This window comes from Natronobacterium gregoryi SP2, assembly GCF_000230715.2.
In the GTDB taxonomy this organism is placed as follows: domain Archaea; phylum Halobacteriota; class Halobacteria; order Halobacteriales; family Natrialbaceae; genus Natronobacterium; species Natronobacterium gregoryi.
This window is the reverse complement of the sequence record NC_019792.1, coordinates 1937738-1956703: the sequence shown is the minus strand read 5'-3', so window position 1 is coordinate 1956703 and position 18966 is coordinate 1937738. Positions and strand designations below refer to the sequence as shown.

The 18966-nt window shown below is 61.6% G+C and carries 17 protein-coding genes; 14 read left to right on the top strand and 3 right to left on the bottom strand.

Translation table 11 applies throughout. From position 1 onward, the window contains the following. The first annotated feature begins 95 nt into the window (after positions 1 to 95). The 5 genes from NATGR_RS09720 (at position 96) to NATGR_RS09700 (ending at position 7088) form a co-directional block, all read left to right on the top strand. Entirely contained in the window at positions 96 to 887 is a 792-nt protein-coding gene (locus tag NATGR_RS09720) for an electron transfer flavoprotein subunit beta/FixA family protein (protein ID WP_005577641.1), read from the top strand. After that, positions 884 to 1837 (top strand): electron transfer flavoprotein subunit alpha/FixB family protein, encoded by a 954-nt coding sequence (locus NATGR_RS09715; protein ID WP_015233525.1) that lies wholly within the window; start codon positions 884 to 886, stop codon positions 1835 to 1837. Before NATGR_RS09720 ends, NATGR_RS09715 begins: the two co-directional genes overlap by 4 nt. A 605-nt stretch (positions 1838 to 2442) precedes the next feature. Further along, positions 2443 to 3720, top strand: a complete 1278-nt coding sequence (locus tag NATGR_RS09710; protein WP_015233523.1) for an ABC transporter substrate-binding protein — start codon at positions 2443 to 2445, stop codon at positions 3718 to 3720. A gap of 5 nt (positions 3721 to 3725) precedes the next feature. Beyond that, on the top strand, positions 3726 to 6086 hold the full coding sequence (locus NATGR_RS09705; RefSeq protein ID WP_005577653.1) for a methyl-accepting chemotaxis protein: 2361 nt from the start codon (positions 3726 to 3728) through the stop codon (positions 6084 to 6086). 159 nt (positions 6087 to 6245) lie between these two features. Then, positions 6246 to 7088 carry a polyprenyl synthetase family protein gene (locus NATGR_RS09700; protein WP_005577655.1) on the top strand — a complete coding sequence of 281 codons (843 nt, stop codon included), beginning with the start codon at positions 6246 to 6248 and terminating at the stop codon, positions 7086 to 7088. A 117-nt stretch (positions 7089 to 7205) separates the two neighbouring features. Here the strand turns inward: NATGR_RS09700 and NATGR_RS09695 are convergent, their stop codons facing one another. Beyond that, positions 7206 to 8330, bottom strand: a complete 1125-nt coding sequence (locus tag NATGR_RS09695; RefSeq protein ID WP_005577658.1) for a DUF373 family protein — start codon at positions 8328 to 8330, stop codon at positions 7206 to 7208. A 134-nt stretch (positions 8331 to 8464) separates the two neighbouring features. Between NATGR_RS09695 and NATGR_RS09690 the strand changes: the two genes are divergently transcribed. Next, positions 8465 to 9460 carry a radical SAM protein gene (locus tag NATGR_RS09690; RefSeq protein ID WP_005577659.1) on the top strand — a complete coding sequence of 332 codons (996 nt, stop codon included), beginning with the start codon at positions 8465 to 8467 and terminating at the stop codon, positions 9458 to 9460. Between the two features lie 369 nt (positions 9461 to 9829). Here NATGR_RS09690 and NATGR_RS09685 read toward each other — a convergent pair whose 3' ends face one another. Beyond that, on the bottom strand, positions 9830 to 11077 hold the full coding sequence (locus NATGR_RS09685; RefSeq protein WP_015233522.1) for a helix-turn-helix transcriptional regulator: 1248 nt from the start codon (positions 11075 to 11077) through the stop codon (positions 9830 to 9832). Positions 11078 to 11227: 150 nt separating this feature from the next. Between NATGR_RS09685 and NATGR_RS09680 the strand changes: the two genes are divergently transcribed. Together NATGR_RS09680 and NATGR_RS09675 are read left to right on the top strand one after the other, a co-directional pair. Further along, positions 11228 to 12487 (top strand): DUF7096 domain-containing protein, encoded by a 1260-nt coding sequence (locus NATGR_RS09680; protein WP_005577665.1) that lies wholly within the window; start codon positions 11228 to 11230, stop codon positions 12485 to 12487. A 149-nt stretch (positions 12488 to 12636) separates the two neighbouring features. Then, the gene (locus NATGR_RS09675; RefSeq protein ID WP_005577668.1) at positions 12637 to 13134 is read left to right on the top strand and encodes a type IV pilin; all 498 of its coding nucleotides are present in this window, start codon (positions 12637 to 12639) and stop codon (positions 13132 to 13134) included. On the opposite strand, the gene NATGR_RS09670 is transcribed toward NATGR_RS09675, so the two are convergent. Continuing rightward, positions 13135 to 13758 (bottom strand): methyltransferase domain-containing protein, encoded by a 624-nt coding sequence (locus tag NATGR_RS09670; RefSeq protein WP_005577669.1) that lies wholly within the window; start codon positions 13756 to 13758, stop codon positions 13135 to 13137. A 298-nt stretch (positions 13759 to 14056) separates the two neighbouring features. Here NATGR_RS09670 and ahaH point away from each other — a divergent pair, with 298 nt between their 5' ends. From ahaH to NATGR_RS09640, 6 genes are read left to right on the top strand one after another with little or no spacing between them, the layout of a single operon-like run. Then, on the top strand, positions 14057 to 14389 hold the full coding sequence (gene ahaH, locus NATGR_RS09665; RefSeq protein ID WP_005577671.1) for an ATP synthase archaeal subunit H: 333 nt from the start codon (positions 14057 to 14059) through the stop codon (positions 14387 to 14389). Positions 14390 to 14393: 4 nt separating this feature from the next. After that, positions 14394 to 16715 (top strand): V-type ATP synthase subunit I, encoded by a 2322-nt coding sequence (locus NATGR_RS09660; protein WP_172636014.1) that lies wholly within the window; start codon positions 14394 to 14396, stop codon positions 16713 to 16715. Between the two features lie 5 nt (positions 16716 to 16720). Beyond that, positions 16721 to 16984, top strand: coding sequence for a hypothetical protein (locus tag NATGR_RS09655; RefSeq protein ID WP_005577675.1), 264 nt, complete (start codon positions 16721 to 16723; stop codon positions 16982 to 16984). 21 nt (positions 16985 to 17005) lie between these two features. Next, positions 17006 to 17587 (top strand): V-type ATP synthase subunit E, encoded by a 582-nt coding sequence (locus NATGR_RS09650; protein WP_005577677.1) that lies wholly within the window; start codon positions 17006 to 17008, stop codon positions 17585 to 17587. Continuing rightward, complete coding sequence (locus NATGR_RS09645) at positions 17584 to 18636, top strand: V-type ATP synthase subunit C (protein ID WP_005577679.1); 1053 nt, start codon at positions 17584 to 17586, stop codon at positions 18634 to 18636. The genes NATGR_RS09650 and NATGR_RS09645 overlap by 4 nt, the downstream gene beginning before the upstream one ends. Continuing rightward, positions 18633 to 18965 (top strand): V-type ATP synthase subunit F, encoded by a 333-nt coding sequence (locus NATGR_RS09640; protein WP_005577681.1) that lies wholly within the window; start codon positions 18633 to 18635, stop codon positions 18963 to 18965. The genes NATGR_RS09645 and NATGR_RS09640 overlap by 4 nt, the downstream gene beginning before the upstream one ends. The last annotated feature ends 1 nt before the right edge of the window (position 18966 follow it).

The following is an 18966-nucleotide window of genomic DNA, read 5'->3' as shown; positions in this document are numbered from 1 at the left end:
CGACGCGAACCACGGGCGATGACTGTGAATGAACTGTTGGCCTGCGAACCAGTGTTTCGAAAACGTTTACGGGAGGGCCACCGTCGTAATAGACGATGAAAATCCTCGTTACGGTCAAAGAAGTCGCGACCGTGGATGACGAGTTCGAGATCGAGGGGACTGAGATCGCGGACCAGTACCTCGGTGTCGATCTCAACGAGTGGGACGACTACGCCGTCGAAGAGGCCGTCCAACTTCAGGAGGCCGGCATCGCCGACGAAGTCGTCACGGTCACGATCGGGCCCGAAGACTGCGAACAGACCATCCGCCAGGCTCTCGCAAAGGGCGCAGATCGGGCCGTTCGCGTCTGGGACGACGCCCTCGAGGACGTCGACCTGCTCGACGTCGAGGCCAAGACCGACATCCTCACCGCCGTCGTCGAGGAGGAAGACCCCGACCTCGTCCTCTCGGGCGTCCAGGCCGGCGACGACGCCTTCGGCGCAACCGGTGTCTCCGTCGCCGAGAAACTCGGCTACGAGTGGGCCGCCGTCGTCAACCACCTCGAGCACGACCTGGAAGGCGGTGTCGCGTCCGTCCGCCGCGAACTCGAGGGTGGTGTCGAGGAGTTGACCGACGTCGAACTGCCGGCCGTCCTGACGATCCAGACCGGGATCAACGAACCTCGCTACGCCAGCCTGCGTGGCATCCGACAGGCCCAGCGCAAGCCACTCGACGTACAGACGCTCGCCGACATCGACGTCGACGAAACCGTCGTCGACTCGGATCTCGAACTGACGGACATGTACGAACCCGAAAGTGAAAGCGACGTGACTGTTTGGGAGGGCAGCGCCGAAGAAACCGCCGGAGAGCTCGCTGATCTCCTCGAGGAGAAGGGGGTGGCACCATGACGGACGTTCTCGCAGTCGCGGACCACCGCCGTGGCGACCTGCGCGACGTCAGCTACGAACTCGTCACTGCCGGGCGCGAACTCGCCGACGAGACCGGCGGCGACCTCCATCTGGCGGTCATCAGTGGCACCGTCGACGAGTTCGCCCAGAAACTCGACCGCGACGGTGTCGACGCCATCCACACGGTCGATTACGGCGAAGAGTTCAACCACGGCGTCTACGCTCAGACAGTTATCCAGCTATACGACGAACTCGCCCCGCAGTACGTGCTCGCACCAAACAGCGTCAACGGACTCGACTACGCTCCGGCCGTCGCGAACGAACTCGGTCTGCCGATCGTCACCGATACGGTCGACCTCGAGACCGACGGCGACACGCTGACCGCGACACGCGAGATGTACGGCGGCAAGGTCGAGACGACGACCGAACTCGAGGGACAGGCTGTCGTCACGATCCGCGGTGCCGAGTGGCCCGCCGCTGACGGGACCGGCGACGCCGCGATCGACGCCTTCGACGTCGACATCGACGAGGGCGCGCTTGGCACGACGGTCAACGGCTTCGAAGAGGTCGGTGGCGGTGACGTCGACATCAGCGAGGCCGACGTGCTCGTCTCCGTCGGACGTGGGATCGAAGACGAAGATAATCTCGAGCTCATCGAAGACCTCGCGGACGCACTGGACGCGACCGTCTCGGCCTCGCGACCGATCGTCGACAACGGCTGGCTCCCGAAGAACCGACAGGTCGGCCAGTCCGGAAAAGTCGTCACGCCGGACGTCTACGTCGCGATCGGCATCTCCGGTGCGGTCCAGCACGTCGCCGGGATGAAAGGCTCCGATACGATCGTCGCGATCAACACCGACCCGAACGCACCGATCATGGACATCGCGGACTACGCGATCACGGACGACCTGTTCGACGTGGTGCCGGCACTGACCGAACAGTACCAGTAGGAGACGGGACTGCGACACGAACGAGAGCGGCGAGATCCGTGGCTTCCCGAACCACTGGCGACCGACTCGAGTCGTCGTCGGTGGCTGGCTCGCTGGCAGTACCGCTGGGGCTGGGATCGAACCACATTGTTGCTCTGTTGACGGCACACCTTTTCGGGCTGGCTCGCGTCACGACCCTGTAGCAGCCCCTGATACGGATTGCTGTAACCGTGTCCCGCGAGCACTGTTCTCGAATCGACTCCAGTGACAACTGATACTGCCGGACAAACATGCACACACCGATCGCACTCGAGACGCGATCGAGTGTTTACTGACGTTTGTCCAGCAGTATGGGGACAGCACCCGGAACGCAGCCTGTAAGTCGAACGAAAACGGTGCAATCGGAGACGAACAGGCGTAGTTGAGACAACAAACCAAGTAGTGGCCTCGAGCTGGAATCGCTGTCGGGCCGTCACACTCGAGGTGAAACCGTGGCGCGAGAGTACGTTCGAAGCGTGTCTAAAAGAAGCGAGCGATATTGAAAAGCCACTCAACAATATGAACGATGTGCGAGTGAAGCACAAAAGGGCCATCAGGCATACATATACAAAGAAAAACTGAGTAACATGGACAGCGACACGAACCGCAGACGACTTCTGGCAGGGATGGCCGGCACATCCCTTGCCGGACTCGCTGGTTGTACTGGCGTGATCCCCGGCACCGAGTCGGGTACAGCCGCCTCTGGTTCCGGCACCGCCAGCACCGACCGGACGATCAAACTCGGTATCATGCTTCCGCTGAGCGGTCCACGAAGTGCAGTCGGCGAAGACATCCTCGCCGCCGCCACGCTTCCGGTCAAGCAGGCCCGCGACGATCCCGATCTCGACATCGAGATCGAGTACACCGAAGCAGACACGGAGAGCGATCCGGCGACTGCCGCCCAGGCCGCGACGTCACTCGTCGACGACGGCTATGCGATGGTGACTGGGCCGCTCGACTCTGACATCACCCTTCAGGCGACCCAGCAGGTCCTCGTTCCCTACCAGATCGTCTCCTGTTCGCCCGCATCGACGACGCCGACGCTGACGACGCTCAACGACGGTGGGTTCGTCTTCCGGACGGCGATTTCGGATGCCGTCCAGAGTGCGGTTATGGCTGAAATCGCCGCGACCGAACGCGGCGTCGACACCGCTGCCACGCTGTACGTCAACAACGACTACGGCTGGCAACTCAGCCAGTCTTTCGAGCGGGCGTTCGAAACCATTCACGGCGGCACGATCACCGACCACGTTCCCGTCGAGGTCACCGCCGACTCTCACGACAGCGAGATCGAGCGGCTTGCCGAGGCAGACCCCGACCTGGTGATTCCAGCCATCTACCCCGAGATGGCCCAGACGCTGTTTACCGATCTCGAGCCCGGAAACTCCTTCGACCTGTTGTGTACCGACGCTCTCCGCCTGGGGGACCTTCACGAACAGGTCGACTACCCACTCGACGGGATCAGAGGTACTGCTCCACTCATCGACGGTCCCGGGGTCGGCACCTTCACAGAAATGTACACTGGCGAACACGACGGCGAACCCGACCTCTTCGAATACTACGCCTACGACGCGACTGCCGTGCTCTTGTTGGCAAACGCGTACGCCGGTCAAAACGACGGACAGGCCATCCAGAACGCCATTCACACCGTCACGAGCCAGGGTGGCGAAGAGGTCACACCCGACACGATCGCCGACGGCATCAGACTCGCTGCGGAAGGCACTACCGTCGAATACCGCGGTGCAGCCAACGAGACCGGGTTCGACGAGAACGGCGACCCAACCGACACGGTCTTCGAGCACTGGGAGTTCGACAGCACCGCCGACGGCGGCATCACCGAAATCGACCGCCTCGATCCATACTAACACCAATGTCACTCGCAACAACACTCATCCCCTCGTTCGTCAGGCGCAGTTACCTCGCCAAGTTCGTTCTCGCCATCCTCGTCGTCGTCCTCGTGATGAGCGTCGTCGGGGCCGGGAGCTACGTCTTCGTCGACAACACCGTCCAGGAAGACGCCAACGCGGAGTTGGAAACGACCGCGGAGATGCAAGCCGACGAAATCAGTTCCTGGATGGAGTCACTCTCCGTCCAGACCCGTACCGCATCCGACTCACCGATCCTCCAGGACGGTGACCCACAAGAAGTCCAGGCACATCTCGTCGAAGAACAGGCCCGCATGGGCGTCAACGTCCGCGCCATCCACTACCTCGACACCGACAGCGACGAAGTCGTCACCAGCACGACCGCCGCCTATCGCGACAGACCGTTCACCGACCTCGAGGAACCGTGGAGCGACCACGACTTCGACGCGGAGTTCCTGTTAGACGAAGAAATCTGGCACACGCCGGAAGCGTACGAATCGCCCACGCTCGACGATCAGGTGATGGCGTTTGCCAGTCCGGTCACGGACCGCGACGACCGCGTCGTCGTCGTCATCGGCACCCTCGAGTACCAGATCGAGCAACTACAGCAAGACGACATCTCACAGTCGACAGTCATCCTCGACGCGGACGGCAACGACGTCTTCCAGGCCGACCACGTCGCCGTCGACGCCGACGACGAGTCTCTCGAAGCAGCCCTGGGCGGCCGAATACAACTGCTGTCCGACGACGATCGAGTCCACTCGTACGTTCCGGTAAGCAACACACAGTGGGTTGCAGTCTCGAGTATTCCGACCGACGAAGCCTACGGTGTTGCGGCCAGCGTCGGGAACAACATCTTGCTCATGATCGCGTTTAATCTGGGCGCGTTGAGCCTGATCGGCGTCGTTCTCGGGCGACAGACCGTCGGCCCAATAACGACGCTTCGGGACCGAGCAGCGGCGATGGAAGCCGGCAATCTCGACGTCGACCTCGAGACGAACCGCACCGACGAGATCGGACAGTTGTTCGATGGGTTCGACTCGATGCGAACGTCGCTTCGCGAGCAGATCGAGGAAGCAGAGGCTGCCCGCGAAGAGGCCGAACAGAAACAGGAAGAGGCGACCGAGGCACAGAGTGAAGCCGAGAAAGCCAAACGCGAGGCCGAAGCCGAGCGTGAAGAACTCGAGCGGATGACGAATCACCTAGAGCGCAAAGCCGAGGAGTTCAGCACGACGATGGCCGCCTGTGCTGACGGTGACCTCTCCCGGCGACTCGATCCCGAAAGCGAAAGCGATGCGATGACCGACATCGCGGTCGCGTTCAACGGGATGGTCGACCAACTCGAATCGACGGTGGCGGACGTCAAAGCGTTCGCAAACGAGGTCGCAGCAGCCAGCGAACAGGTGACTGCGAGTGCACAGGAGGTACAGGCCGCATCGCAACAGGTGTCCGAGTCGGTACAGGAGATTTCCGACGGAGCCGAGAACCAGAACGAGTCCCTGCAGACGGTCGATCGGGAGATGGAGAGCCTGTCGACGACGACCGAAGAGATCGCTGCGTCTTCGAACGAAGTCGCCGACATGGCATCTCGGATGGCCGAAACCGGCCGGGATGGACGCGAAGCCGCCGAAGAGGCGATCAGCGGCATGCACGAGATCGAAGACGAGTCCGAAGAGGCAGTCGACGCCATTCGAGACCTCGAGACGAAGATGGCACAGGTCGACGAGTTGGTCGAGTTGATTACGGACATCGCTCGAGAGACGAACATGCTCGCGTTGAACGCAAACATCGAGGCAGCACGCGGTGACGGCAGTGACGGCGCTGGCTTCGATGTCGTCGCCACGCAGGTGAAGGAGCTGGCAGCGGACACCAAATCGACTGCCGAAGAGATCGAAGACCGGTTGGATCGCATCAACGACCAGACAGCGGAGACGGTAGCAGACGTCGAGCGAACGGCTGCACGCATCTCCGAACACGTCGATTCGGTCGAGGACGCAGCCACTGCACTGGACGAAATCGCTACCCACGCCGAAAACACCAACGACGGCATCCAAGAGATTTCGGCCGCCACGGAGCAACAGACGGCTTCGACACAGGAGATCCTCGCGATGATCTCGTCGGCGACCGAAATAGCCGAATCGACGGCCGAGGAGTCACAGAGCGTCGCCGCTGCAGCCGAAGAGCAGACGTCCGCGCTCTCGGAAGTGTCACAAAGTGCCAGTTCGCTCGCCAATCAGGCATCCCAACTGAGTGAAACCCTCGATCAATTCGAACTCGAGAAAACGGGAGAGAACGTCCCCGAGACTCGAGGCGACCGGGAGCAACTCGAAGCGCCCGAGACGGGACACAAAACCGAGAGCAACTAGCAGGCCAGCTCTGCGCTGGTGGATCGAGAACCCGGTCCGTGCGGTCTGTCGATCCAGTAGTCGACGGGTGGGACGGTACTAGCGAACGGACTCACGCGACGCTTGCTCGAAAGCATTCGAACCGTCACGTACTTTGGACCCCCGTCCTAATCGCGGCTAATGGAACTTCTCGAGCGGCGTCGGGCGCTGATTGAAAAGCGTCTCACCGAAGTCGTCGACGAAGTCGAACCCGAGACGCTCAACGAGGAAATCCGTCACGTGACGCTTTCGGATGGGAAACGTGTTCGGCCGATGGTCACGGTGCTTGCCTGCGAGATGGTCGGCGGGGAGGCCGAAGATGCCGTCGACTTCGGTGTCGGAGTCGAACTCGTCCACAACGCTTCGCTGGTAGTCGACGACATCATCGACCGGTCGGAACTCCGTCGGGGCACGGCGAGTGCCTGGGACGAGTTCGGATACGGCCCGGCGATCATCACGAGTGACGGCTTGCTTGGTGAGGCATTCGATCTCTTTTCTGCGGACCCGCAGGCGACCCAGGTCGTCGCGGAGTCGATGGTCGAACTCGGGGTCGGCGAGGCGACCGAACTGTCGTCACAGCCGACAAACGAAGACGAGTACATGACTCTCGCTCGCCGAAAGACCGGCTCGCTCTTCCGAGCAGCGGCCGAACTCGGCGCGATCGCTGCCGACTCGGACCCGCTTACCGTCGAAGCACTTGGCGAGTACGCCGAGCGAGTCGGAGTCGCCTTCCAGATCAGAGACGACGTCTTGGACGCCGTCGCAGACCCCGAAGACCTCGGCAAGCCGACCGGCCACGACGCCGCCCTCGAGCGTCCGTCGGTCGTCCAGGTTACCGACCTCACCCCAGCGGAAGCAAACGACCGCGCGCGATCCGAGGCCAACCGGGCAATCGATGCGCTCGAGCGGGTCGAGGCCACGGATGGGGACGCCAAGGGCTACCTGCGTGAGCTCGCGGAGTTCGTCGTCGAGCGGGAACGGTAGCAGGAAGGGGAAGAGGCAGCATAGCGGTTTCCGCTGTGGGTCTGGCGGATTGCTGGACCGATCTTCGGTGTCCGCTTCTGAGAACGGTTCACTGGCAGCGGCCGACAGGAACCCGTCTCAGGGGCGTACTCTCTCGGCTGTGCGTGGCTCTTCTGTCTCCGCGTCCGCCTCTGATTCTTCGTGGTCCGAGAACCGCGACTCGGCGATGGCGAACGCGAGCGTGCTCGTAATCCCCAGTAGCGTCCCCACCGTCAACGCCGTCGCGAGGTAGCCGACATCCGCTCGTCCGAGGAAGAAAGCGCTGACCGCGTGTAACACGAGCGCGATCGAGACGACGTAAAACGGCGCGTTGAGATAGCGCCACTCCAGATCGCCGGCGATGTACTCGTCGGTGATCTGGCCGAGACTGGTGGTGACGCCCGCGGCGGCGAGCCACTGGATCGAACCGTAGACGAGCGCTGCTAGCATGACCGGGGCGGTCGACGGGTCGACCTCCTCGAGCGTGTTCGTCCCGCTGACGCCACCGAGGACGAACAGGGCGGCAGCGACGACGTACGCAAGCAGCGTCGTCCGACCGGCGTACAGCGATCGGCGAACCTGCGCTGCGGCGGTGTCGAGTCGTTCACCAAGCCCCAGTCCTCGCGAGATGAGGTACAGTCCCAGTAGCGCCGAGGTCGTTCCCAGAACGAACCCCGGCATCTCGAGGGCGCTGCCGATCAATGCGAGTGGGTAGATCAAAAGCAGGATACCGAGCGGAATCAGGACGGTCCCTCGCGTTTCGGGGTCGTCTAACACCTGTTTGAAGGTGTAGTACATCGACTCCAAGTTCTGGGCCTGTCGGACGACGACGCGACGGACGCCGTCGACGGGGACACGCGATCGGATGACCGGAATGACGGACTCGTCCTGTGCGCCATCGGTGATCACGAGGGCAGTGACGTCGTCTGCCGTCGAGAGGCTTGCGAGGACCGTATCGATCTCCTCGCCGACCTCTCGGTTGGCGGCGACGTCGCCTTCCTCGTTGCCGGTGACCACCGCGACCTCGACGCTCTCGTCGCGTTCCGAGAGGTCGTCGTAGACGTGCAATCCCTGGAAGATCACGTTCACGTCGGAGTCCTCCGGGTCTGCGGTGGCGAGTGCGATAGCCGCCTCCTCGACGGGTTCGCGGCCGACGACGGGCGTCGAAAAACCGGTCTTGCGACCGAGGTCGTCGTCGAGATCGACACAGAGGACCAACAGCATCGTTCGGCCGTACGCTAGCCGACTTTAATTGTTTTCGGGACGACGGTTCTCGCGTCACTGCCGGCGTCGCCGGGTCATTCGTCGGGTCGAGACGCACGACTTTTGCGTCTCGGCACGATAGAAGCGATCGACTAATGATCTCCAAGGGCTGTGAGCAGTGTGCGAAAGGCGGGAAGATGGTGCTCTTCGTCTATGGCTACTGCGATCAGCGCGATTGCTTTTACTGCCCGCTCGGTGAGAACCGAAAAAACGTGACCGACGTCTACGCGAACGAACGGCAGGTCGAAAGCGACGAGGACGTCCTCGAGGAGGCTCACCGGATGGACGCGCTGGGAACCTCGATTACGGGTGGCGAACCACAGGAAGCACTCGGTCGAACCTGCCACTACCTCGAGTTGCTGAAAGACGAGTTCGGCGAGGACCACCACACCCACCTCTATACCGGGATCACGGGCGGCCGCGAGAACATGCGTCGCCTCTCGGAGGCTGGTCTCGACGAGATTCGCTTCCACCCACCGTTCGAGCAGTGGGGTGAGCTCCACGGCACCGAGTGGGAAGAAATCCTCTATGTCGCCCGGGAAGAAGGCCTGACACCGGCCTTCGAAATTCCTGGCATCCGCGCCGAAGAAGAGTTCCTCGAGTTCTTAGACGAGGGTGCAGCCGAGTTCTGTAACGTCAACGAGTTCGAAATGTCTCAGGGGAACTACCGTCGGATGCAAGAACAGGGGTACGAACTCAAAGAAGACCACATGAGTGCCGTCGAAGGCTCCCGCGAGGAGATACTCGAGGTGATGGGTGATCACGAACGGGTTTACTTCTGTACGTCGGTCTTCAAAGACGCCGCCCAGCACCGTCGTCGCCTCAAGCGCATGGCTCGGAACGTTCGCCGGGAGTTCGACGACGTCACCGACGACGGCACTCTCGTCTACGGCAAGACCCACGCCGCTCCCGAGCGCCTCGCGGAGCTCGGCGTTCCCGAGGAGTTCTACACCGCCAAGTCGAACCACGTCGAAGTGGCGTGGTGGCTGCTCGAGGAGATGATCGACGAAGGCGACCTCGAGGAGGGAGAAATCGTCGAGCAGTATCCGAGTTACGACGGGCAGGTTGTGGAACGAACCCCACTCGCCTGACCGCGAGCGAAGCGAGCGGCTTTTTGATGCAGACGTTTCGAGGAGCGGCCGCGAACAACGTGAGTGATGCCGACGAGAAACGAGTGTACGTGGCGGGTGGTCGAGCAGACGGCGCTGGTGTGAGCCACCCACGACCGAACTTGCAGACGCTGTCTTGTCTCTGGTACCGTTCCGAGCGTCGACTGTTGTGTTGAACCGGCCGACACGACCGGTGTCGACTCAGACGGATGCTGTGTCGATATCCCGGCCCGACCGAAGGAGTGCTCGCGGTTGCGCCAGGACGGACTGACAGCAACCCGTATCAGCGGCACAGCGTGGCCCGCCTTAGAAGACTATCACTCGGCCGATCGCTTCGACGGTCGGCCTGGGTCAGTCCGTCTGCACGGGATCTACGTCCGGCAACGTGATGAGGTTCTCTCGACCGATCCGGAGCTTTTCTATTTCTCCGTCCTCGTCCATCTTCGAGAGCAGTTGCGAGACCTTCGCGTTCGACCAGCCGGTTTCCGTCACGATCGAAGCCTGCTTCATCCGGCCGCCGTTTTGCTTGAGTAGCCTATGGACGCGTTCTTCGTCGCTCAGTAGCTCCGGATCGACGTCGTCTTCGTCGTCGTGTTGTAGTTCGACCCCGGAACTGTCGGCCGACGACGCTGTCGACTCGGTCGCTTTCGATCTCGAGAGGTCGTCGGCGACGGCGGAAGTATCGGTGTCGGACTCGTCGTCGAAGACCGCGAGAGACAGCCGATAGCCGGCATAGACGAGGACGACGAGCGTCAGAACGGCCAGCGCACCCGCGAGATACCAGTCGAAGCCTGACGGCCCGACCGGTCCGCTGACGAAGACGATTTCGAGTTCACCCTGCTCGAAGTGGTGTGGGCCGTCCCAGACGAGGTGTGTCGGCGTCTCGAGAGCGTAGTTCTCCGGTGACTCGATCACGAGCCGCTGGTCCGAGGACAGCGTAGGAAACCACGTGCCGTCCGGTGACTCGAACGCGTCACCGAAGTAGACGCGTTCGTCTTCGGCCGTGGCGAAGTTCTCCCAGGTGAACGAGTAGGAGACGACGGCGACTGCTACGGTTTCGTTCTCGGGATCGACGCTGTCGGGGAACGCGTCGGTTTCCGGGTTCAGCGGTTCGGTTCGTGGCGCGTCCCAGCCGGCGTCGACGATCGCCATCTCGCGGCCGGTCGCGTCCTGGGCGGCCTCGAGTTCGGTCGCGAACGACTGGCTGTCGTAGCCGACCGATCGCTGGCCGGTGACAACCGTTTCGGCCCACGAGTCGAAGGTCTCGTTGTCCGCCTGGTCGATCAACAGGAACCTGCTCTCGATCGACCAGTGGGCGTCGCCGTCGTCTTCGACCTGGATTCGGATCACCTGTGCGGGGTCGGCGGGTGCAAGCGAGGTCCTATTGTCGGAGAGGGTCGGGTGGACACCCGCGCTATCGATGGAGGGCACTGAGTGTGGATCGACGGCCGTTTCTAGCGAGGACTGGGAGGGTGCCGTCGTCGCTGGCTCCATCTCGGACGCGGAGACGTGCGCTGACGGCACAGCGGCCACCGCCCCCAGAGTAGACGTTGCGAGGAGGGCTATGAGGGCAAACGTAACGGCGGTGGATAACCGCATGCGTATCAACCGGTGGTTTCCCGGGGGAAAAAACACTTTCTATAGAAGATAATACGGGCTTTCCTGCCGCTCGAGACCGGCTCAGAACGGATAGTGGGTGATTACCTTGTGGCGACCGGCTTTTATATCAGGAGTACGTACGGTGGTTCGATGAAGGCTGGCACCCCCGTTTTCTTCGCCGTGCTTCTCGTCTGTTCGCTGCCCGCGATGACTCTCGTCGCGGCCGATCCCGGCAGCGGTAGCCAGGGCCAAACAGTCGAGAACGTTCAGCCGAGCGCCGCCCAACACTCCGAGCCCGTCGTTGCAGTAAACACCACGAATCGGCTTCCACTCTCCGATGACGCCACAGCCGAGTACACGTCGTACGGATCGGATCTCGGGACCACGCTCGCAAGCGGCGACGACGCCCTCCGCATCGATCACGAAGTGTACATGCTCTCGGAACACGAGTTCGATCAGGCGAACGTCTCCGAGCAGATAACGATGGCCGAAGCCGCCCACGAACGACTCCAAGAACGAATCGACGACCTCGAGGAACGCGAACGTGAGGTCGTCCGTACTCACGCCAACGGCGAACAGACCACCGACGAGTTGACCCAGACGTTGTTGCGAAACTACCACGAGGCCAACGAGTTAGAGACGACGCTCAACCAACTCGAGTCGCGTGCAGAACGAATCCCCGGCTACTCGCTCTCGAGCGCAGAGCTACGGGCTGATCGGAACGCGCTCAGTGCGTTCCAGACGCAACTCCGGACGGGAATCGACATCGCCAGGGAGTCGGCAGGTGCCGACGAGCAGTACGAGTACGTGATCCAAACGACCGAGAACGGTTTTAGCCTCGCGACGATCGAAGACGACATCTATCTCCTCGAGACCGCCAGGTTCGACAACCGTGATCGGTCCCAGCCCGATCAGTTCGAAGGACTCGAGTCGATCGACCGTGCGGGCGAGTTGTATCCGTGGGCAGCAGCCGACAGCACGCCGTTCGGACAGTTCCACGGTGAGATACGTAGCTTCCACTGGATCGAGTACAACCACGCTCAGGGCAATCTCAAGATACATCTCGACGGGGGAACGGGTGACGTCTACCGCGAAGCACAGGACCTGTCGATCGACTCACTTCCCGTCGAGAGAGAAGCGACCGTGACGAACGACGGCCTGGCGCTGTCGATCAATCAGACGCCGGCGAACGGCCCCGTCGGAGTGACGGTGACAGACGACGAGACCGGCGACCCGATACCGGCGACCGTCTCGATCGTCGATGTCGAGTCAGAAGGCGACGACAGCATCGAGATGGGTGACACGAATCTCGAAGACGAAACGCTGTGGTTCGTCCCACCGGCAGGTGAGTACGAAGTGACCGCGGAGACGAGAATGGATAGCGTCAACGCGACGGTAACGTCGACCTGAGACGGATTGCTGTATCGTCCTCTCGGTGTACCCGCCTCGAGGCGCGGTCGTCCCGACAGTGACTGACAGTGAACCGGACGGGAGAACGTCGCGTACTGTCTCTTCCTGCACCCCGTTGTTTATGTAGTAGTCCGTGACAACAGCGGTGCGTGCCTGGACCGGCAGGTGTCCGACTCGAGTGTCGCAGCGGAAAGCGAGGTGTCAGCCCGCTGGTCGGCGTTCTCGCGTTGATCGCAATCGTCGTCTGTCTCGCGACGGTCGTCGCCGTCGGCGTAACGTCGCCGTCGCTCGAGTCGCCGGCCCCGAACGCGGCGTTCGATCTCGTCGTGAACGCCGATCGATCCGAGATTGCACTCGATCACATCGCCGGCGATCCGATCGACGTTCGCGAACTGTCGCTGACGATCGCAGTCGACGGGACCGATCTAGCAGACCAACCCCGAATTCCGTTCGCCGGCACAGAGGGATTCGACGGCGCGCCGACGGGGCCGTTCAACGTCGCGTCCGATCCGTACTGGCAGACCGGCGAGCGTGCGTCGGTCACCGTCGCCGACAGCAACGACCCGTCGTTCGAGTCGGGCGTCTCGGTGACGGTCAGTCTCGCAGTCGACGGCCAGCCAGTCGCGGAACTCGAGACGACGGCGTAGCTACTCGGGTGCGCGGGCAATCGTCGTGATCGCGACGTCGGGATCGTAAGACGGGCCCATGAGGGCGTGTTTCACGTCCTCGAAGCCAGCGGTCTTGAACATCTCGTCGGCCTCGTACTCGTCGTAAAACAACATTATCGAGTCGGCAAGTCGCTGTGCGAGGAAGTTATCCGGGTAGTTCGGACCGACGACTAGTACCTGTCCACCGGGTTTCAGGACGCGATGGAACTCTCGTAGTGCGAGGATCGGGTTTGGCCAGTACTCGATCGATCCCGACGACCAGACGACGTCGAACGTCTCCGTCGCGAACGGAAGCCGTTCGGCGTCGCCCCGGTGGAAGTGGACTGGGGGTGCACGCTTGCCGAACTTGTCGTATGCCTGTCCGAGCTGGTGTTCACTCTGGTCCAGGGCGTACACCTCGTCGACGTGCTCGAGCAGTCCTTCGGTCGCGAATCCGGTACCACAGCCGACGTCGAGGACGGTCATCTCTTCCTCGAGATCGAGCAGTTCGAGGGCCTCGGTGCGCATCTCCTCGTTCCAGATGAAGGGATTTATCTGGTCGTACACCTTCGAGAGGTACTTGTAGAACAGCCGGGCCCGGGCTTTGTTCTCGAGAACTCCCATCGATCGGAGCTTTCGGTCGAACCGGGATATGTCTACTGTTCCAGCTTTCGCTCACCAGACCGAGTACGACGATGATTCGTTTCCGACCACCACGTCTCGAGGAACGGCACCTGTGTTGGCGACAAGTTCGGTCCGGTACGACCGCGGAGAGGGCATGGCTGTGCCAGAACAGCAGGACAGCAATCCGCACGAACGGAGTGGAGTAATCGATCGATACCGGCTACGAATCGGCCGGACGGTTCGGACGCTTTCGCAACTACCATATACGCGCTCTATCAAACCTTCGATTGCTTAGAGTATGCCGAGGCCACAGGTTCTCGAACGAATCAAGTCGGCGGAACGAGAAGCCGACGAGATCGTCGCACAAGCGGAGGAGGAACGCGGCGAGCGAATAGCCGAGGCCCGGGAACGTGCCGAGGAGATTCGCACACGTGCACGACAAGAGGCACAGGAACTCAAAGAGCGCCGACTCGAGGAGGCGCGTGAAGAAATCGACGCGGAGTGTGAGCGGGTCCTCGAAGAAGGCGAAACAAAACGCGAGGAGTTGGTCGAGCAGTCACAGGACCGGATCGACGAAGTGACTGACCACGTCGTCTCCCTGTTCCAGGAGGACGTCCATGCTCAGACCTGAGAAGATGAGCAAGGTTTCGGTGACCGGATCGAAGGGCGTCATGCCCACGGTCATCGAGACGATCCACGGATTGAATCTGGTCCATCTCTCGGACTACGACGGTTCCTGGGATGGGTTCGACAACGGGAGCCCGATCGAAGGAGCCGAGGATGCCTCCGAGAAGCTGGTGACGGTTCGGGCGCTCAAGAACACGCTCGACCTATCGGAGGAAGACCTAGACTCGGACTGGCGCAAGCAGGCGGTACAGATAGCTGCGCCAGTGCCAAATCTGGACGACGAGCAGTCGGGATCACGGTCGGGTTCGGAACCGATCCAAGAAGACTGGAGAGAGCGTCTCGACGAGATCCGTACGCAGATCAACGACCTCGACGACCAGCAAAGCGAGATCCAGGAAGAACTCCGACAAGTCGACGAACGGATCGACCGCATCGGTCCCTTCGCTGCGCTCGGGATCGACCTCGGTCTGCTGTCGGGGTACGACTCGGTCGACGTCCGCGTCGGCGAGGGACCGACTGACGAAATCGAGGACGCACTCGAGGCGGCAGACGAGGTCCGTGCGTTCGAGACGTTCACCGGTGGTGACGTCGTTGCCATCGTGGCCGCACCTGCCGAAGACGTTGGCGTGGCTGACGATCCGATCGGCGACGCACTGGTCGGCGTCGAGTTTACGCGCCACGAGATTCCCGAGACCGAGGAGCCACCATCGGATCACGTCGCTGCCCTCGAAGAACAGCGACACGAACTCGAGAGAGAACTCGACCGGATCGACGCCGAATTCGAGGAGATCAAACACGAGAACGGCGCGTTCATACTTCGCATCGAAGAGGAACTGACCATCGATGTCCAGCGCGCCGAGGCACCGCTCCAGTTTGCGACGACCGAGCGAGCGTTCGTTGCGGAGGGGTGGCTCCCGACCGAGGAGTACGAGCGACTCGTCGACACATTAGACGACGCCGTCGGCGACAGCGTCGAAATCGAAGAACTCGAGCAGGCGAGTTACGACCGCCACGGTGGCACACACACCGAAGACGTTGCACAGGGGACTCAGGCAACGAAAGGCGACGACGAAGAGCCGGGTCCTGAAGCCGACGACGAGCAAGAACAGCAAAAGGCCGTCGCGGACGGGGGATCGGTCGTCACGATGGACGACCGGCCGCCGACGATTCAGGACAATCCGAAAGGTGCCAAGTCGTTCGAGACACTGGTCAAGGCAGTCAACCTGCCGAAGTACAACGAACTCGATCCGACGGTTCTTCTGTTCCTGACATTCCCGTTTTTCTTCGGGTTCATGATCAGTGACGTCGGGTACGGAGTGTTGTACGTGTTGGTCGGCTACTACATGTACCAGAGCTTCGAGAGCCCCGGAATCACGAGTCTCGGTGGTGTCGCGATGTGGTGTGGTGCCTTCACGATATTCTTCGGGCTCCTGTTCGGGGAGGTCCTCGGTACCCACGAGCTCGGGTACATGATCTTCGGTGACGGCGGTGCGCCGATGGGCGACAAAGGCCTCACGCCGGCGACTGCGGAGTTCGTCAACGCCTGGCTGATCGTCGCAATCGCGCTGGGTGTGCTTCACCTGAACATCGGCTGGATTCTCGACTTCGCCGAGAACATCCTGCACGGTCACGGCCTGTGGGGGGCGATCACTCACAGCGGCTCGTGGCTCCTGGTACTCAACGGGCTCTGGATCTGGGTGTTCACGCCGCAGGCGGCAGGCGTCAAGCCGGACTTCATCTACACGACGTTCGACGGCCAGCCGTTCGCACTCGGCTTCAGTGGCCTCCCGTTGCTGGATGTCTTTACCGTTCCGGCTGCAGCCGAAGTGATTCCCGTAATCGGCGGAGCGCTTGCCGGCTTCGACGTCACGCTCCCACTACTGATGGTGCTTGCCGGCTTCGTGTTGCTGTATCTCGGTGACCCCGTCGAACTCGCCGAGTTCGCGATGCCGTTCGCACACGGCGTCTCGTACGCCCGGATGACCGCCGTCTTACTCGCGAAAGGTGGGATGGCGTTTACTGTCAATCTACTCACATTCGGGGCCTACCAGACCCCCGATGGGTATCGACCGTTCGCCGCCCCCTGGAACACGATTCCCGAAGGCTCGACCGAGATGTTCCCCGGTCTGTTCCACATGGGACCAGCCGAGTTTGCCGTCGGCATACTCGTATTCATCGTCGGACACATCCTGGTCTTGCTACTCGGTATCACAAGTGCCGGATTACAGGGAATCCGTCTCGAGTATGTCGAGTTCTTTGGGAAGTTTTATGAAGGCGGTGGAAAGAACTACCAACCGTTCGGAGACGATCGCAACTACAGTGAGGATTAACAACAATGGAACTTGCACTCGCGGAACTGGCGGATGTCGTACTGCAGAACGGAGAAATCAACGAAGAAGTCTTCCTCGAGCCATCGGCCATGGCCGCACTTGCCGTCGGCTTGGCTGCTCTTGCAGCCGGCTACGCGGAACGCGGTATCGGCGCAGCCGCGATCGGCGCAATCGCCGAGGACGACGACCTGTTCGTTCCAGGCCTGATCCTGACCGTCCTGCCTGAGACGCTCGTGATCCTGGCTCTGGTCGTCGTCTTCATCGTCTAAGAGCCACCCCTTCTCTCACCAATGAGTTTGGAAACAGTCGTCGAAGACATTCGAGAAGAGGCTAACGCGCGTGCGGAGGAAATCCGTAGCGAGGCCGAGGCTCGTGCCGACGAAATCGTTTCGGAAGCCGACGCCGACGCCGAAGAGATCGAGGCAACGGCCGAGCGGGAAGTCGAACGCGAGATCGAGCAGTTGCGCGAACAGCGACTCTCCAGTGCGAAACTGGAGGCGAAACAGAAACGCCTGGAGGCCCGACGCGACGTTCTCGAGGACGTCTACGAGCAGGCCGAGTCCGAACTCGCCGCCCTCGAAGGAGACGACCGCGAGGAACTCACTCGCGCTCTCCTCGAGGCCGCAAGCGAAGAGTTCGAAGCCGGTGACGACGTCAGCGTCTACGGTCGCGGGGACGACCAGGAGCTGATCGAGTCGATCCTCGCAGAGGACGACGACTACGAGTACGCCGGCGAGTACGATTGCCTCGGCGGCGTCGTCGTCGAGAGCGAGGGTTCTCGCATCCGAGTCAACAACACGTTCGACTCGGTGCTCGAGGATGTCTGGGAAGACAACCTCCGGGAGATCAGTAACCGACTCTTCGACCAATGAGCCTAGGTTCCTCCAACACGGAGTACGTCAACGCTCGCGTTCGAGCACGACGAGCGGCGCTGTTTGCGGACGAAGACTACCGCAAACTGATCCGAATGGGGCCAAGCGGTATCGCGCGGTTCATGGAAGAGTCGGAGTACGAACGCGAGATCAACGAACTCGGGACGCGGTTCTCTGGCGTCGACCTGATCGAGTACGCCCTGAACCGCAACCTCGCGAAGCACTTCCGGGACCTGCTCGAGTGGTCGGAAGGCCGTGTCGCGGACCTCATCGGTCGGTACCTCCGGAAGTTCGATGTCTGGAATCTCAAGACGATCATCCGCGGGATCTACACCGATGCGCCCGCAGAAGACATCCGAACGGACCTCGTTCGGGCCGGCGAGCTCGACGACGCGACGATCGATCGACTGCTCGAGGCCGACGAGATCGAGGATGCGATCGAACTTCTCGATGGCACGATCTACTACGAGCCACTCCGTGAGGGATACGAAGAGTTCGAAGAGAGCGACATCCTCGTCCCGCTCGAGAACGCGCTCGACCGCGAGTTCTACGAGAACTTGCTCGCGGACCTCGGGCGACCCAGTGAGGGGCCAGAAGCGAAGTACGTCGAGTTCCTACAAGCCGAAATCGACTTCCGGAACGCCAGCAACGCCTTGCGGCTCGCTCGCACTGGAACCGACCTCGATCCTGCGACCTACTACATCGAGGGCGGTGTCCTGTTCGAGAAGTCGGAGCTAAACCGTCTGGTCACCGACTACGACGACCTCATCGATCACATCGCCGAGAACAAACGCTACGGCAACCGACTTTCGGGAGCCCTCAACCGGCTACGCGATGCTGATAGCCTTATCCAGTTCGAGCACGCACTAGATGCTGCGTTGCTCGAGTACGCGGATACGCTCTCGAGTATCTATCCGGTGTCGGTTTCGGGCGTGTTGTCGTACATCCTCGCGAAGGAACGCGAGGTCGAGAACATCCGCGCGATCGCACGGGGTCGTGAAGTCGGGTTCGACGAAAACGAGATCGAAGAGGAACTGGTGATTCTATGAGCCAGGAGATAGCAGTGGTCGGCAGTCAGGAGTTCACGACGGGCTTTCGCCTCGCGGGCGTTCGACAGTTCGAGAACGTTCCGGACGATCAAAAGGAGAGCGAGCTAGACGAGGCGGTGACGGGCCTTCTTACGGACGAGAACGTCGGCATCCTCGTCATGCACGACGACGACCTCGAGTATCTCTCGCGGAGCGTTCGGCAGAACGTCGAGACGAGCGTCGAGCCGGTCGTCGTCACCATCGGGGGCGGCGCCGGTGGCGGCGGACTGCGCGACCAGATCAAACGCGCGATCGGTATCGACCTGATGGAAGAGGACGAAAACAGCTAAA